Source organism: Massilia sp. AB1 (assembly GCF_018119385.1).
Taxonomy (GTDB): domain Bacteria; phylum Pseudomonadota; class Gammaproteobacteria; order Burkholderiales; family Burkholderiaceae_D; genus Telluria.
The window spans coordinates 1-15,611 of sequence record NZ_JAGKSG010000004.1 but is presented as its reverse complement, the minus strand read 5'-3'; the positions used below and the strand labels follow the sequence as shown (position 1 = coordinate 15,611).

17 protein-coding genes are annotated in these 15,611 nt (G+C 65.2%); 2 read left to right on the top strand and 15 right to left on the bottom strand.

The annotated features are described in order from the left end of the window. Positions 1 to 181: 181 nt before the first annotated feature. From J8847_RS03680 to J8847_RS03645, 8 genes are all read right to left on the bottom strand, one after another. Positions 182 to 1,210, bottom strand: a complete 1,029-nt coding sequence (locus tag J8847_RS03680) for a sigma 54-interacting transcriptional regulator (protein WP_229512480.1) — start codon at positions 1,208 to 1,210, stop codon at positions 182 to 184. 106 nt (positions 1,211 to 1,316) lie between these two features. Next, positions 1,317 to 2,066 carry a hypothetical protein gene (locus tag J8847_RS03675; RefSeq protein WP_211523329.1) on the bottom strand — a complete coding sequence of 250 codons (750 nt, stop codon included), beginning with the start codon at positions 2,064 to 2,066 and terminating at the stop codon, positions 1,317 to 1,319. Continuing rightward, positions 2,054 to 2,524: a hypothetical protein gene (locus J8847_RS03670; protein ID WP_211523328.1), complete on the bottom strand. Its 471-nt coding sequence runs from the start codon at positions 2,522 to 2,524 to the stop codon at positions 2,054 to 2,056. The genes J8847_RS03675 and J8847_RS03670 overlap by 13 nt, the downstream gene beginning before the upstream one ends. 108 nt (positions 2,525 to 2,632) lie before the next feature. After that, a complete protein-coding gene (locus J8847_RS03665; protein WP_211523327.1) occupies positions 2,633 to 3,853 on the bottom strand; it encodes a Xaa-Pro peptidase family protein in 1,221 nt (406 codons plus the stop codon). 34 nt (positions 3,854 to 3,887) lie between these two features. Then, positions 3,888 to 5,138 carry an FAD-dependent oxidoreductase gene (locus tag J8847_RS03660; RefSeq protein WP_211523326.1) on the bottom strand — a complete coding sequence of 417 codons (1,251 nt, stop codon included), beginning with the start codon at positions 5,136 to 5,138 and terminating at the stop codon, positions 3,888 to 3,890. Continuing rightward, on the bottom strand, positions 5,135 to 5,407 hold the full coding sequence (locus J8847_RS03655) for a 2Fe-2S iron-sulfur cluster-binding protein (RefSeq protein ID WP_211523468.1): 273 nt from the start codon (positions 5,405 to 5,407) through the stop codon (positions 5,135 to 5,137). Before J8847_RS03655 ends, J8847_RS03660 begins: the two co-directional genes overlap by 4 nt. Next, positions 5,400 to 6,518, bottom strand: coding sequence for an FAD-dependent oxidoreductase (locus J8847_RS03650; protein WP_211523325.1), 1,119 nt, complete (start codon positions 6,516 to 6,518; stop codon positions 5,400 to 5,402). The genes J8847_RS03655 and J8847_RS03650 overlap by 8 nt, the downstream gene beginning before the upstream one ends. Further along, positions 6,515 to 7,411, bottom strand: a complete 897-nt coding sequence (locus J8847_RS03645; protein ID WP_211523324.1) for a dihydrodipicolinate synthase family protein — start codon at positions 7,409 to 7,411, stop codon at positions 6,515 to 6,517. Before J8847_RS03645 ends, J8847_RS03650 begins: the two co-directional genes overlap by 4 nt. Positions 7,412 to 7,613: 202 nt before the next feature. Here J8847_RS03645 and J8847_RS03640 point away from each other — a divergent pair, with 202 nt between their 5' ends. After that, positions 7,614 to 8,375 (top strand): AraC family transcriptional regulator, encoded by a 762-nt coding sequence (locus J8847_RS03640; RefSeq protein ID WP_211523323.1) that lies wholly within the window; start codon positions 7,614 to 7,616, stop codon positions 8,373 to 8,375. A gap of 93 nt (positions 8,376 to 8,468) precedes the next feature. Here the strand turns inward: J8847_RS03640 and J8847_RS03635 are convergent, their stop codons facing one another. The 7 genes from J8847_RS03635 to J8847_RS03605 all read right to left on the bottom strand — a co-directional run bounded on the left by J8847_RS03635 (position 8,469) and on the right by J8847_RS03605 (position 13,676). Further along, the gene (locus J8847_RS03635; protein ID WP_229512478.1) at positions 8,469 to 9,410 is read right to left on the bottom strand and encodes a 4-hydroxyproline epimerase; all 942 of its coding nucleotides are present in this window, start codon (positions 9,408 to 9,410) and stop codon (positions 8,469 to 8,471) included. A gap of 288 nt (positions 9,411 to 9,698) precedes the next feature. Continuing rightward, positions 9,699 to 10,847, bottom strand: a complete 1,149-nt coding sequence (locus tag J8847_RS03630; protein ID WP_229512476.1) for an MFS transporter — start codon at positions 10,845 to 10,847, stop codon at positions 9,699 to 9,701. A 59-nt stretch (positions 10,848 to 10,906) separates the two neighbouring features. Next, complete coding sequence (locus J8847_RS03625; RefSeq protein ID WP_211523321.1) at positions 10,907 to 11,779, bottom strand: hypothetical protein; 873 nt, start codon at positions 11,777 to 11,779, stop codon at positions 10,907 to 10,909. Between the two features lie 17 nt (positions 11,780 to 11,796). Then, on the bottom strand, positions 11,797 to 12,585 hold the full coding sequence (locus J8847_RS03620) for a hypothetical protein (RefSeq protein WP_211523320.1): 789 nt from the start codon (positions 12,583 to 12,585) through the stop codon (positions 11,797 to 11,799). Beyond that, the gene (locus J8847_RS03615; RefSeq protein ID WP_211523319.1) at positions 12,582 to 13,097 is read right to left on the bottom strand and encodes a hypothetical protein; all 516 of its coding nucleotides are present in this window, start codon (positions 13,095 to 13,097) and stop codon (positions 12,582 to 12,584) included. The genes J8847_RS03620 and J8847_RS03615 overlap by 4 nt, the downstream gene beginning before the upstream one ends. 49 nt (positions 13,098 to 13,146) lie before the next feature. After that, on the bottom strand, positions 13,147 to 13,437 hold the full coding sequence (locus J8847_RS03610; RefSeq protein ID WP_159696031.1) for a DnaJ domain-containing protein: 291 nt from the start codon (positions 13,435 to 13,437) through the stop codon (positions 13,147 to 13,149). An 86-nt stretch (positions 13,438 to 13,523) separates the two neighbouring features. Further along, entirely contained in the window at positions 13,524 to 13,676 is a 153-nt protein-coding gene (locus J8847_RS03605; RefSeq protein WP_211523318.1) for a hypothetical protein, read from the bottom strand. A gap of 143 nt (positions 13,677 to 13,819) precedes the next feature. On the opposite strand from J8847_RS03605, the gene J8847_RS03600 reads away from it, so the two are divergent. Further along, the gene (locus J8847_RS03600) at positions 13,820 to 15,577 is read left to right on the top strand and encodes a glutamine--tRNA ligase/YqeY domain fusion protein (RefSeq protein ID WP_211523317.1); all 1,758 of its coding nucleotides are present in this window, start codon (positions 13,820 to 13,822) and stop codon (positions 15,575 to 15,577) included. Positions 15,578 to 15,611 lie beyond the last annotated feature (34 nt).

The window sequence follows — 15,611 nt, the reverse complement described above, 5'->3', positions numbered from 1 at the left end:
CGTCGGATGCCAAACCTTCCAATGTCTGCATGGATCAAGCAATCCACATGCCAGTTACAGGCAAAAAGCGGAATGCACGAGAATCGGGGAGAGGCCGCGAACAATGGCAGCCCGCCGGGGCGATGTGTACCCGGTTCGGCGGACCCACCGGGTCATTACCAACCCACCCGGCTTGCGGAGATCACATCCGGAAACGCGAAGGATCGACGTGGTACTTCTGCAGGAGCTTGCCGAGCGCCCGCCTTTCCTTGCCGGCGAGGCGGGCCGCCTGGGTGACATTGCCTTGCGTGCGCCGGAGCAGCGCGTCCAGGTAGCGACGGTGGAAGACGTCGAGCGCCTGGGTGCGCGCCGCCGTATAGCTTTGCGGGGCGTCCCCGGCGGCGGCCTGGAGCAGCTCCGGACCGCCCAAGGCCGGAACATCCGGCGCCGGCAGGCTCAGTTCCGGCCCGTCCGACAACAGGAAGACGCGGTGGATCAGGTTTTCCAGTTCGCGCACATTGCCTGGCCAGGCATAGGCATCGAACCAGGCATGCGCATGGGAATCGATCGAGCGCCTTGCCTCACCGGAAATGCTCCCGTAACGCTGCGCAAATTCGTCCAGGAAGTGGTGCGCGAGCAGCCACGGATCGCCTGGACGATCGCGCAAGGCGGGCATCTCGAGCGACAGTACATGCAGGCGAAACAGCAGGTCGGCGCGGAAGCTGTGCTCCCCGACCAGGGTCTTGAGCCTGCGGTTGGAAGCGACGATGATGCGCACGTCCGCCGACTCCGCATGCTGGGCGCCGAGCGGCCGGTAGTGGCCATCCTGCAGGAAGCGAAGCAGCGCGACCTGGCCGCGCGCCGGCAGCGCATCGATTTCGTCGAGGAACAGAGAGCCCTGGTGCGCCAGCCGCAGCAGTCCGGGCACGGCGATGCCCGCATCGGTGAAGGCGCCGCGCGAGTGGCCGAACAGCTCGTTTTCGATCAGGCTCTCTGGTATCGCACCGCAATTGACTGCGACAAAAGGCTTCGCCCGCCGCCGGCTGCCGTCGTGGATACCGCGGGCCGCAAGCTCCTTGCCGGTGCCCGTTTCTCCCTCGATCAGGACCGGCGCGTCATAGTGCGCGATGCGCGCAATGAGCTTCAGGGCGGCCAGGAAGCGGGGCGATTGCCCGACCATGCCGCGCAGGCAGCCGGCGCCGCCGCGATCCGTATCGAAGGCTTCCATCATGACACTCTGCACTATGGAATGGTTGAGCTCCCATGGCGGCCGGCGCCGCCATCGATATGGCTACGGTATTCCAATATGGCGGGATTGGGAAGCCGGACGGCGCTGCCTACGTATGTTGGACGACACTTTTGAGCTGTTCCGGATGCCTGACGCATCCAAACAGATAAAACATGCCGCTGTGGAAGTGCTTCCTGTCGATCGTCGTACCGGGAAGCTGGAGCACCAGGGTCATGCGCTTGCCACAGACGTCGCAGTCCTGGTGCTTGGGGCTCTGGGCCCAGGCCGCGCTGGCGCCGATACGGGCCTGATCGATCGGTTCGAACTCGCCGCTTTCGCCGCCGGCGCACAGGAGATAGGACAGCAGTTCCTTGGGATGGCCGGGACATACCTGCTTCAATGCCGCCTCCAGCTCCTCGCTGGCGGCAAGGTATTTCTCGGGTGCGAAAGCATTGCGTCCCTGGCCGGTGCCTGTCGTCTGGTGGCGGGGAACCTGCAGCGGACGGCATACCTTGCCCGACAGCGAAGGCTGGGCCGGCGCCGCGTCGACGAAGCGGAACGCCACGTCGTCCGTTCGGGTGACTTCGATGGTCTTTCCCGCCCAGGGAAAGTCCGGCAGGCCTGCCGGGATCGGAATCAGGCAGCCCGGATTGTCGTTCGTCTCGTTCGTGCGCGCCAGGATATAGCCGTTGGAGGCGATCGAACCGGTGCGCTCGACAAGCTGGTAGATGTGCTCGAGCTGGCTTGCCGAAGCCGCCGCCGCGGCGCGCATGATCCGCCGCTGTCTCAGATTGAAAGGGATGAGCGCGACGGCCAGGAGGATGGCCAGGACAGCGAATACGAGGACTAGGCTTGACATGGGTGCTTCGAAGAGCGGCGCCAAACGGCGTAGAACACAAGCGCCCCGATGACACCGTGGAGGCCGAAGAGCAGGATCTGCTCGCCGAACATCAGCCACGCATGGGTCGTGGGCAGGCCATCGATGTAGGTGTCCACATATTGACCGTGCCAGTTCACGCCTGCCGAAAATCCTTCGAGGCGGCGCGGCCAGCCCAGGACGGCGAGCGGCAGCGTGCCCGCCACGAAGCCGGCAAGGGCAAGCGAGATCCAGTTCAGGCGCTGCAACTTGCGAAGCAGAAGAAAGCCTGGGATACCCACCAGCAGCACGCTCGCCGCCGCAACCACGACGACACTCAGCAAGACCAGGCCCACACTATGCAAGGCTTGCTGCCAAGCGGCGTGGTCCGGCGCCAGCCGCGCTGCGAATACCAGAGGCTGAACCGCGACAGCGGCGAGTGAGGCTGTCCAGATGCGCATAGAGTCCTGACGCTCGATGGAAGGATGACGGGCATCCCGGTTTAGGTGAAATCGAGTGTAGGAGAAAAATGGATTAAGAGCAACAAATGGCGGCAGCGCCCTCTCCCATCAGGCCGCGTCGAACGGTTTGTCCAGGCTCGCCGCCGGCCGGGTGAACCATTTCGGCCCGTTCGCAGTCATGTAGAAGTGGTCTTCCAGGCGGATGCCGAACTCGCCCGGCACGCAGATCATCGGTTCGTTCGAGAAGCACATCCCCGGCTCGAGCGGCCTGCGTTCCCCGCCGACCAGGTAGGGCCCTTCATGGATGTCGAGTCCGATGCCGTGGCCGGTCCGGTGCGGCAGGCCCGGCAGCTTGTAGCCCGGTCCGAAGCCATTGGCTTCGAGCGAGCGGCGCGCGGCCTTGTCGACTTCTTCGCAGGGAATGCCCAGCCGGGCGGCGTCGAAGGCCGCCTGCTGCGCCTGTTTTTCCGCGTTCCAGACGAACTTCTGCTTTTCCGAGGCCTCGCCGAACACATAGGTGCGGGTGATGTCGGAAATGTAGTTGTGGACCTTGCAGCCGGTATCGATCAGCACCGTGTCGCCGCGCTGGAGGGTCTGGACGTAGTTCACGCCATGCGGATACGAGGTCGCTTCGCCGAACAGCACGATGCAGAAGTAGGACCCGCTTGCTCCCACCTTGCGATGGGCGAGCTGGATGAACTCCTCCACTTCCGCCGTGGTGATCCCTTCATGCAGGATCGATCCGGCCGCGCGGTGCACGGCCATCGTCATGTCCATCGCACACTGGATCAGCGCGAGCTCCGCGTCGGACTTGCGCATGCGGCAGAACGAGGTCACCGGGTAGGCGTTCTCCAGCACGTAGCCGGAAGTGGCGGCGCGGATCGCGTCGAACATCAGCAGCGGCGTGCTCTCGTCGATATACAGCTTCGGCGGCGATTGGGTGTTTGGCGCGACGCCGAGCTTTTCCAGCACCTGGCGCAGCAGCGCGGCCGGGTTATCGTGCTCGTCCCAGCAGGCGATCTCGCCCGGGACCTGCATGAATTTCTGGATGGTGCCTTCCTCGAAGGCGGGCGCGATGTACACCAGTTCTCCCTCCGCCGGGAGGATGGCGCCGACCATGCGCTCGCTCGGGCTCCACCGGGTGCCGGAAAAATAGCTCAGGTTGCTGCCCGCGTTGAGGTAGAGGGCCGCGACCCCGTTCGAGCGCATGAACTCCTGCGCGCGCCGGATCCGGGACTGGTGTTCGTCCACGCTGATCGGCACCGCGCGCCCGGTCATGTTTTCGAGGGCGTCGAGCGCCTGCTGTTTCGTTTTCCCGCCAATACTCATGTGTTCTCCTGCATGTCCAAATGACTTCCACTATTCATTCTATCTGCGATAGCGCCGCCGCACTTGCCGGCACGATCGGTATCCGCGACGCCGGGGGCGCCCAGCCGAACAGGAACTGGCAGGCCGCGCCGCAGGTCTTGCCCTGGCACGGCCCCATGCCGACCCGTGTCGCCAGTTTCGCCTCGCGCCAGCTCCGGTGCGGCGCCAGGCTCGATGCGGCGACGTCCTCGCAGCGGCAGACGATGGTGCCGGGCAGGCACATCTCCCTCAAGGAGGCGTCCGGCTTGAAGCTGCGCGCCAGCAGCGCCGCGAAATCGTGGCTCTGCCTGAGCATTGCCCTGTCCTGCGCCGAGGGAAGCATCGCCAGGGCGTCGAGCGCGGCAATGCGTCCTTCGATGATCGCCTTGTCCACGCCGCCGATGCCGGTGCACTCCCCCGCCGCCCAGATATGCGGGCGGTTGGTCTTTTGCAGCGCATCGACCACGACGGCATCGTTAGCGGTGTCGCAGCGCAGCGAACAGGCGAGGTCGATGTTGGGCACCAGGCCGAAGCCTGCCGCCAGGAAGTCGCACGCGAATTCCTGCTGGCGGCGGCCAGTCCTGACGACCACGCTCTGCACGGCGTCCAGGCCCCTGGCCTCGACGATCCGGCCACCGGTGAGGTAGGGAATCTTCCGCAGGCGCGAAAACAGCGACACGGCCTGGCGGAATTTTTCCCGATGCCGCAACAGCAGTTCCAGGCCGAAGGACGACAACTGCGGCAAGCCCTGGTGCTCGACGATGGCCTCTACCCGTGCGCCCGCTTCCATCGCGGTGAGCGCGGTGGCGAGCAGCAGAGGCCCCGACCCGGCGATCACGATGCTGCGGTCTTGCACCGGCATTCCGCCCTTGATCAGCGCCTGCAGGCCGCCCGCGCCGGTAACGCCAGGCAGGGTCCAGCCAGGGAAAGGCAGGAACAGCTCGCGCGCGCCCGAGCAGATCAGCAGGCGCTCGAAGTCGACCCGCACCGGCTCGTCTTTTACCTCCAGCAGCAGGGAATTGCAGTCGACGCTGCCGATCACCTGCGCGTTCGAAAGACGCGTGAAATGCGGATGCGCGTGCAGGGTCTTCCAGATCTCCAGGGCGCGGGAATCGGTCCATTTGTCGGGTCCTCCCCGCCAGATCTGGCCGCCCGGCGCATGATCGTTATCGATCAGGCAAACCCTGGCCCCGGCATTGATCGCGGTGTGCGCCGCGGACAGCCCAGCCGGGCCGCTGCCAACGATGTGCAGGTCGGCAGGCCTCATGCCCTGCCTCCGGTGACGACCACCATGCCGTCCTTGCAGATGGTGCGGCAGGCCAGCTGGTGGGGTTTGCCGTCGATCGTCACCCGGCATTCCTGGCACTGGCCGATGCCGCACAGGGCAAAGCGCGGCTGGCGGGTGACGGAGCGCCTGGTGCGCAGCTTGCCGGCAATGACCAGCGCCGCCACTACGGTGGCGCCGCTGGGAACCTCGACCCGGACGTCGTCGACCGTCAAGACGCGGATCACTTCGGCACGGAACACTTCAGACATATGCATGGGTGAATCTCGAAGGTGAATACACGCCGGCGTTGATGCAGGGCGGTCTGCCGAGCATCAGGTCGGCCAGCAGTTGGGCGGTGCCGAAGGCCGTCGTCACGCCCAGGCCTTCATGGCCTGCTGCGAGCCAGACATGGTCGAGCGCGGGGTGGCGGCCGATGATGGGCCGGCCGTCGCGGGTCGCGGGACGCATCCCGGTCCAGCTCCTGAGGATCCTCATCTCGGCCAGGCAGGGCAGCAGGTCGATGGCCGAGCGCAGCAGCTGTGCGAGCACGCGCGGATCGACGTCCGCATGCTCGATGCCGTCCTGGCGGCACGAACCGATCAGCCATTGCCCGGTCGCGCGCGGCTGCACGTTCGCCGCGACCGCCAGTGCGTCGCTGCCCGCCTCCGTCTGACCATAACCCATGCTGACCAGCTGATGGGACAAGCGGCCGGGATAGCGGTCGGTGATGGCGAGGTGGCCTTTGCGTGGAAATACGGGGATATCGGGCAGCAGGCGCGTGACGCCCGTGCCGGCGGCAACTACCACATCGGCAGCGGAGAGGCGTTCGCCGCTGGAGAGCTGCACGCCGTTGCTGCCGATACGCAGGACCGGGACGCCGAACAGGGTGCTGCCGCCCTTCGCCACAAGCTGTTCGGTGAGTTCCCGCGCCACCGCGGGCGGAAAGACGGCGCTGTCGCGCGCGACGCGGACGCCGCCCGCCATGCCCTTGCGCAGCGAAGGTTCAAGCCTGGCCAGCTCCGCCCCCGACAGCAGGGACGCGCTCCAGCCGCGTTGCGCCAGCCTTTCCGCACGCGCGACCGCGTGGGCCATTTGCGCTTCGTCTTCGGCGACCCAGAGCGTGCCGCACTGCGCGTGTTCGGCGATGCCGCCCTTCCTGGACAGATAGCTGTCCCAGCGCGCCAGCGACAGCATGCACAGGTCGAGTTCATCGTCGGTCTCGTCGAGGGCGACCAGGTGGCCCATCCCGGCCGCGGTCACGCCCGCGCCGGGATGATGCTCGTCGACGAGCAGCACCTTGCGCCCCAGGGACTGGAGTTCCAGGGCGCAGGCGGCGCCGATGATGCCGGCGCCGACGACAATGACGTCCGGGTTGCTCACACCAGGGCGGGCAGCTTGGGACGCTTGGCGATGGCCGCCTTGATGGTTTGCTCCGCCTTCAGGCGGCGCTCGCCGACCAGCGGCAGGCGCGGTGCGCGCACGCGTTCGTTGGAACCGATGGCCAGCGCTTCGGCCAGCTTGATGTTCTGGACCAGGTAGGTCGAGACGTCGAGGTCCAGCAGCGGTCGGAACCAGCGGTAGATCTCGAGGGCTTCGTTGTAGCGGCCGGCCTGGGTCAGGCGGTAGATCGCCACGGTTTCATGGGGGAAGGCTAGGCACAGGCCGGCCACCCAGCCCACCGCGCCGACGGCGAGCGCTTCGAAGGCGAGATTGTCGACGCCGGTCAACAGGTCGAAGCGGTCGCCGAAGCGGTTGATGATGTCGGTGCTGCGGCGGATGTCGTCCGAGGATTCCTTGACCGCGACGAAGCGGGTGTCGCCGGCCAGTTCTTCCATGATCTCGATGGTCACGTCGACGCGGTAGGCCAGGCGGTTCGAGTAGATCATGATCGGCAGGTCGCTGGCCTGGGCGATGGCCTTCAGGGTGGCGACCGTCTCGCGCGGATCGGTGTGGTAGATGGTGCTCGGCACCACCATCAGGCCGTCGGCGCCGGCTTGCGCGGCCTTCCTGGCCAGGGCGCAGGCGTCGCGCGTCGCCGCTTCGGCCACGGTCAGCAGGGAGGGCTTGTTGCCGCTGACCTGCTTGCACAGCTTGAGCACCTCGATGCGCTCGTCGTGCGACAGCATGGGACCTTCGCCCAGCGAACCGCAGGCGATCAGGCCGTCCACGCCGGCATCCATCTGGATGCCGAAGCAGCGGATCATTTCCTCATGGTCCAGGGAACCGTCGTCCTTGAACTTGGTGGTCACGGCAGGAAGAACACCTCTCCACATGGCAATACCTCTCCTTCGGTTATGGCTTTTGAAAGTATCCATGCTAGGCCCTGGCGGGCCCGCGGTCTTGCTCCAAGCTTGCCCAAAGCGCGCCGAAATCGGCACAGCGGGCAAACGCCTGTTGGGGTACCCTCCTGCTCGGCGCCTGGGCGATTGCGAGGCATCGGGAAAGCGCCTATATTGTGGAGGTCGGAGAGGAAGAATGATTGACGTCACAGCGTTTAAGTCGTTTGACGGGGTCGGCATGGAGGCCGTCGAATCGCTATTCGACGCCCTGAACGACATCGCCTATTTCGTCAAGGACAGGGAGGGCCGCTACCTCAGCATCAACCTCACCATGGTGCGGCGCTGCGGAGTCCGGCACAAGAAGGATGTCATCGGCAAGACGGCGCTGGAGCTGTTCCCGCGCGTGCTGGCGGAAACCTACCTGGCGCAGGACAGGAAGGTGATCGACAAGGGCGCGCCGATCGACAAGCACCTGGAACTGCATATTTATCCGGGGCGCAGCCGTGGCTGGTGCATTACCAAGAAAGTGCCGCTGTATGGCAAGGATGGAGAGGTCATCGGGCTGATCGGCACCTCGCAGGACCTGGGGCTGCTCGACGACCTGCATCCCGCTTACCGGCAGATCGCGCATATCGCGCAGACCATCAGCGAGAACTACCACGAGAACCTGTCGCTGCAGGCGCTGGCGCAGGAGGCAGGGTTATCCCTTTCGCGCGTCGAAAGGCTGTTCCAGAAGGTGTTCCAGCATTCGCCGCGCCAGTTGCTGCTGCAGTGCCGGTTGACTGCTGCGATGGACCTGATCGAGCGGAAACCCGACGCCAGGATTGCGGACATCGCCTACGAATGCGGGTATACGGATCACAGCGCGTTCAGCCGGCAGTTCAAGTCCTATGTTGGCATGAGTCCGACCCAGTATGCGGTACACGTGAGAAATGGCGTGGACGCAACGAACGCGTAGTCATAGTTGAGCGCATTCCTTCGTTAGCATTGAAACCGTCGCCCCGGCGAAGGACGGGGTCCAAGTTCGCTGCACAGCCGTAACGCCCGCAATCTAAGCGTCTTGTCCCGCAATACCCCAGGCAAACGGATCATCCTCCTGGAAGATCAGCGTCGCTTCCCCGCTCACCCAAGCCGTGCCGCGAATGGTCGGCGCAATCCCCCCATTCTCCCGCCGATAGCTGCCTTCAAACACGCTGCCGATAACGCTCTCCTGCCGCCAGACCGCGCCCTCTTCCAGCTTGCCGTCCGCCGCCAGGCAAGCCAGCTTGGCGCTGGTCCCGGTACCGCACGGCGAGCGGTCGTAAGCCTTGCCCGGACAGAGCACGAAATTCCTGCTGTCCGCCGATTGGGACGCCGTAAACAACTCCACGTGATCGATCAGCGCCCCGCCTGCGCCGGTAATGCCCTGTTCCCGCAACGCGTCCATGATCGCTTCAGAAAACCGGGTCAGCGCTTCGATATTGCCCGGCTTGATCTCGAAAGGATGATCTTCCACCAGGAAGAACCAGTTCCCGCCCCAGGCGATATCGCCGTTCACCGTGCCATAGCCGTCGACCGCCACCGACACCCGCTTCTGCAGCCGGTACGAGGCTACGTTATCGACGCTGACGGAGCCGTCCGCGTGGAGTTCGGCCGTCACGACGCCGACCGGCGTATCGATCCGGTGCCGCCCGGCGCTAATGCGCCCCATATGGGCCAGCGAGGCGACCAGGCCAATCGTGCCATGCCCGCACATACCGAGATAGCCGACGTTATTGAAGAAGATGACGCCGGCGGCGCAGTCGTCCGCATGGGGCTCGCACAGCAGCGCCCCGACCAGGACATCCGACCCTCGCGGCTCGCACACGGTGGCGGTGCGAACGTGATCATGCTGTTCGCGCATGAGGGCCAGCCGCCCGGACAAGGGGCCACTACCCAGGTCCGGCCCTCCATCGATGATGAGGCGAGTCGGCTCGCCGCCCGTGTGTGAATCGATGATCGATATTTTTTTCATCTCGGCTCTACTGTTATCGGAACTATCCCGCACTGGCATCTACGTGGCACTAGACTACCGTCAGTGGCCGAGGCGGTCTTGTGCATTCTGGGCCTGTTCTGCATGGAAAAAGGCACACCAAGCTAGGGTATAACGTCCTCTTCGACCTGAAAGCCCGGAACGGCCGAATGAGACTACTGTAATTCGATAGGAACCGATGATTATCGATAGCGCACATCTTAGTGCTGACAATAGATCAGGAACGTTGCGTCTTTGCATTCGCCATGCAGCCAGGTCAAGCTAACCTACTCAGGTTGGGACCACTGGCACTGGTGCAAGTGAACGCAGGCGCAAGGCAATTCCGAGCCCTACCAATAGAATCGCTCCCAGCATGAGCACAACGCCCGGCCATGCCCATTGCTCCCATACATAGCCGGTAGCCCACCCCACCACACTCGACCCGAGGTAATAGAAGAAGAGATAAATGCCCGACGCCAGCGCCTGTGGGGGCTTGGCGCGCCGCCCCACCCAGCTGCTGGCCACCGAATGCGAGGCGAAGAAGCCGAAGGTCGCCAGTCCCACGCCCAGCACGACCGCGAACACCGAATCGTGCAGCGTGATGAGCAACCCCGCGATCATCACCCCCATCACCAGCCAGAGCACGTTGCGCCGCCCCAGCTTGTCGCCCAGCTTCCCCGCCCACATCGAGCTGAAGATCCCGAGCAGGTAGAGCAGCGACAGCGCCCCGACCGCGCTCTGGCGCAGCTCGAACGGCGGCGCCAGCAGCCGGTAGCCGATGTAGTTGTACAGGCTGACGAAAGACCCCATCAGCAGGAAAGGCAGCGCGAACAGCCATGGCAGCCCTGGATCGCGCAGGTGCACGCGCAATCCGTCGATGAAGCCAGGCCCGCGCGGCGGCCGCGTATCCGCATGACGCGAAGGCGGCAGGCTGCGCGAGAACTCCCAGGCCGCATACAGACCCGCCACGCCCAGCAGCCCGACGGCGATGCGCCACGAGACGAAGTCGCTGATCAGGGCCGAGATCACCCGCCCGCTCATGCCGCCAAACGCGCTGCCGCTGATGTACATGCCCATCGACAGCCCGAGCGAGGTCGGCTCGATCTCGTCGCTCAGGTAAGCCATGGCCACCGCGGGCAGCCCGCCCAGCATCAGCCCGAGCAATCCCCTCACCCCGACCAGCTGGGCGTAATCGAAGGTAAAGGCGCACAGCAAGGTGAGCACCGCGCCGAAGTACATCGACGCGACCATCACGGTCTTGCGGCCGAAGCGGTCGGCCACGCTGGAGGACGCGAGCAGCGCCACCGCCAGGGTCGCGGTCGACACCGACAGCGCCAGGCTGCTTTGTGCGGGAGTGAGATGAAAATCCTGCGCCAGCAGCGGCATCAGCGGCTGGACGCAGTACAGGAGGGCGAAGATGGAAAAGCCCCCGAAAGCCATTGCGCGGTTGATGCGCCGGAACTCAATGCTCCCGGACGCGATCCGACCGCGCGAGGCGTTCACGGGTAGTCCGCCTCGAGTTCGGAACCGGCGTAGTTTTCCAGCTCGGCGAACAGCTGCTTGAGACTGGCCTTGGTCCCGATGTTCTGCAGCACGGTGCAGTGGGTGCGGTAGGTGTCGATGCGCTCGGCGATGATGGCCTTGTGCGCATCGGGAATGCGCGCCATGAGTTCCGCCCAGCCGGTTTCGAAGTCCGGCTGGTTCTTGCGCACCGATTTGACGAAGCGCTCGAACTCCTTCTGCCCCGCGCGCGCGGTGATGCGCGCGCCGCCTTCCACCGCGAAGATGATCGCCAGCGCGATCACGCCTTCGGCGTTCAGGTCCGGATCGTTGATCGGGCCTTCATAGTGATGGCGGCGCAGCCACTGGGCGGCGCGCACGATGGCCTGCACGCCCTTCCTCTGCTCCACCTGGCCCAGGTAGCGCTCGTAGCCCGACCAGCTCTCGCCCGGATCGGCGGTGCAGATGTCGACGAACAGTTCCTTCAGGCGGCGCTGCGAGTACACCGGATCGTTGTCGTACTCGCCGATCAGGCTGTCCTCCGGCAGCGCGGCCAGTTCGCGGATCAGGCGGAAGCCCGCCTGGAACACGTATTCGGCGCCCTCCTCGATCAGGATGTCGAGCGCCTCCAGGTCGTCCTCGCTCTCGACCAGGTGTTCGAGGCCGAGCGACACCCCGCCCACGCTCAAGAGCATGGCGCGCTGGATGCCTTCCGCAGTACGGTCGTTGGTGAACTTCTCGGCCACCATGGCGGTGATCCCGGACAGTTCGTCCGCCAGGATCGCCGCCTCGTCGGCGGTGGCCTCGGTGGACAGCAGCTTGATCGCCCGCACCAGGCGCGGCGGCTTCTCGATGACGATGGCTGGCAGCATGGCTCCGCTGGCCCCGCTCACGAGAAGATGTCCGTGCCCAGGCTGCGGCGGGTGCTGCGGCGCGGCATGCTGCGCACCGACGGCACCTGCTTGCGCAGGCGGTACAGCAGCTCGCGGGTCGAGCGCTGCATGAATTCCGATTCCTCGTCCGGGTCGTCCGGCAGCTCGATGTCGGCCATCTCGGCGCTGTGGCGGAATTCCGGGAACAGCTCGAGCAGCGAACGCTCCCAGCCGTCCTCGCTGGCCTTGGCCAGGTCCACCGCCAGCGGCACGATGTCGCTGTCGCCGCTGGTCTGGGCGGTCACGTAGCGGCCCTTGGAGATGATCTCGCCGGCCACTTCCAGGATGTCCTTCGGCGCCAGCGACCACAGGATCGCGAACACGGTCGCGCCATGGTCGGTGGCCGAAGCCTCGGCCAGCAGCTCGTTGCGGCGGTCCTCGTCGTCCTGGGCATAGACCACGCCGTGCACGTGGTTGAACAGGTTCTCGGCGATGCGCTCCGGGTCGTCCTCGATCATGTTGTCCGGCCAGGTAGCGGCGATATAGGCCAGGCTGTCGGCCCAGGCCTTGGGCGGCACCAGCATGGTCGCCAGCGAGGTCTTGGCGCCGTCGAAGCCCGACAGGTGCAGCGCGGTGACCTGCGGCGGCAGGTCCTGCAGCACCTGGGCCACGGCGTAGTCGCCGTGTTCGTCGGCCGCTTTCGAGAACACCTCTTCGGCGTGTTCGAGCGAGCCGGCCAGCACCAGGTCGCCGACCTGCTTGGTCAGCGCGGGCAGGTTGCTGCCTTTATTACCTTCGTCGCTCATTCGCGGTCCCCTCCTTCCTGGTCGAACAGCTGGGTGAAGTCGTCGGATGCGGCCGTGCTGTCCATCTCATCGCCCTCATCGTCGTCCTCGCCTTCGGCCAGCTGGTCGAGCGACTGGTCGACGTCGTCCCAGCGGCCCTGGTTCTTGTACAGGAAGGCGGTGATGATGGCCTGGCGCGCCAGTTCCGGGTGGTTCGCGATCATCGAGTCGTACATGGCCGCGCCGTCCTCGCCATCGCACTCGGCCATCGCGAACACGCGCGACGGGTCGCCGCCCTCGTAGTCGGCGGCTTCGCGCATCAGGCCCTTGGGATCGGTGAAGCGGATGCGGTCGACCAGGGCGAAGGCCATCAGGTTGACATCGTCCAGGCCCGAGCCGCTGGCGTACTCGGACACCAGGGCGCCGACCATCATGTCGTAGTTCTTGCGGTTGGGCGGGTCGCCCAGGGTGCCCTCGATCTGGCCTTCCAGTTCACGCGACTGGAACGAGAATTCGGGATGTACGTGTTTCATTGTTCTATCCTGTTGATTCGGTGGTGGCCGCGCAGCGCGGCGCCATGGCTCAGGCCTGGAGATTGACGCCATTCAGCGCGAACAGCGAGCGCCACAGTTCGAAGGCCTCGGCCTCGGCATCGAGCACGATGCGGTGGTTGACGCTCTGGTTGTATTCCGCGCGCTTGGCGGGGTCGGACAGGATCTCGTAGGCCTTGGTCACGGCCTTGAAGCGCGCCTCCGCGCCCGGCGCCTGGTTGCGGTCCGGGTGGTAGCGCATGGCCAGCGAACGGTAGACCTTCTTGATCTCGTCGTCGCTGGCGTTCGGCGCGACGCCGAGGATCGCGTATAAATTTTCCACTTGAGACTCTCCGGCGATCGGCAAAGGCGAGATTATCCACTATAAAAGGATAAGCTGTCAGGCTTGCCAGATTGATAACAAGCTGTTCAGTGCCTGTAGGGTGGCAATGGCGGCTCGGGCGGATGCACGGGCGCTACGGGGACAGCTTGCGGCGCGGCCGGCAGCGCGGGCATGGGCAGGCCGCCGAGCGCAAACAGCCAGGCACGCACCAGGTCCGGATGGGTGGCGAGGGTTTTCATGGGTTCGACCTTGCAAGGGGTTGAGCTGTCCCCAAGTATGCGCATTGGGGGCCATCCTGACGGTGCGCTCCACCACATAGGGGACCGGAGCGGCCCCGTCTACGGTAAAATGCCCCGAACTTACCTATCCAACACCATTCTTCATGAGTAACGACAAGAATAACCCGGCAGCGGCAGGAAATCCGCTGTCGTCGAACTTTGTGCGCGCCATCGTCGAAAACGACCTGGCGGCCGGCACCCACAAGCGCGCGGGCCTGCCGCCCGTGATCACGCGCTTCCCGCCGGAGCCGAACGGCTACCTGCACATTGGCCACGCCAAATCGATCTGCCTGAACTTCGGCCTGGCGCGCGACTACGCGGGCCTGTGCCACCTGCGCTTCGACGACACCAATCCCGAGAAGGAAGAGCAGGAATACGTCGACACCATCATGGACAGCGTCAAGTGGCTCGGCTTCTCCTGGGAGCAGGAAGGCAAGGAGCACCTGTACTACGCGTCGGACTATTTCGACAAGCTGTACGAGATGGCCGAGTACCTGATCAAGACCGGCAAGGCCTATGTCGACAGCCAGAGCGCCGAAGAGATGGCGAAGAACCGCGGCAATTTCGGCACGCCGGGCACCAACTCGCCCTTCCGTAACCGCCCGGTGGAAGAGTCGCTGCAGATCTTCCGCGACATGAAGGCCGGCAAGTACAAGGACGGCGAGCACATCCTGCGCGCCAAGATGAGCGAGGACGCGATGGCGTCCCCGATCATGACCAACCGCGATCCGGCCCTGTACCGCATCCGCCATGCGCACCACCACCGCACCGGCGACAACTGGTGCATCTACCCGATGTACGACTACACGCATCCGATCTCGGACGCGCTGGAGAACATCACCCACTCGCTGTGCACCCTGGAGTTCACCGACCACCGCCCGTTCTACGACTGGCTGGTCGAAACCCTGGCCGAAGGCGGCTTCTTCCAGAAGCCGGTGCCGCGCCAGTACGAATTCGCGCGCCTGAACCTGACCTATGTGGTCACCTCCAAGCGCAAGCTGCGCTCGCTGGTGGACGACGGCATCGTCACCGGCTGGGACGACCCGCGCATGCCGACCATCGTCGGCCTGCGCCGCCGCGGCTACACGCCGGAATCGATCCAGCTGTTTTGCGAGCGCATCGGCGTCTCGAAGGCCGACGGCTGGATCGACATGAGCACCCTGGAAGGCGCCCTGCGCGACGACCTCGATCCGAAGGCGCCGCGCGCCATCGCCGTACTGCGTCCGCTCAAGCTCATCGTCGACAACTTCCCCGAAGGCGAAGCCCACGAGTGCACCTCGCCGGTCCACCCGCACCATCCTGAATGGGGCGTGCGCACCTTCCCGTTCACCCGCGAACTGTGGATCGAGCGCGAAGACTTCATGGAAGTGCCGACCAAGGGCTACTTCCGCTTCACGCCTCCGGTGGGCGACCAGCCGGGCGCGCGCGTGCGCCTGAAGTACGGCTATGTGGTCGAGTGCACCGGCTACGACAAGGATGCGGACGGCAACGTGACGGCCGTGCACGTGAAGTACTTCGAGGATTCCAAGTCGGGCACGCCGGGCGCGGACAACTACAAGGTCAAGGGCAACATCACCTGGGTCAGCGCCGCCAGCGCGCTCGAGGCCGAAGTGCGCCTGTACGACCGCCTGTTCCTGGAGCCGCAGCCGGACGCCGGCGGCAAGGACTTCAAGGCCGTGCTGAACCCGAACGCCCTCGAGACCATCACCGCCTACCTGGAGCCGGGCCTGAAGGACGCGGTGGCCGACCAGCGCTTCCAGTTCGAGCGCCACGGCTACTTCGTCGCCGACCGCGTGGATTCGACGCCGGGCAAGCCGGTCTTCAATCGCGTGACCACGCTCAAGGACAGCTGGGCCAAATAAGGGCCAGCTTCCCCAAAAAAGACCGCTGCGGCGG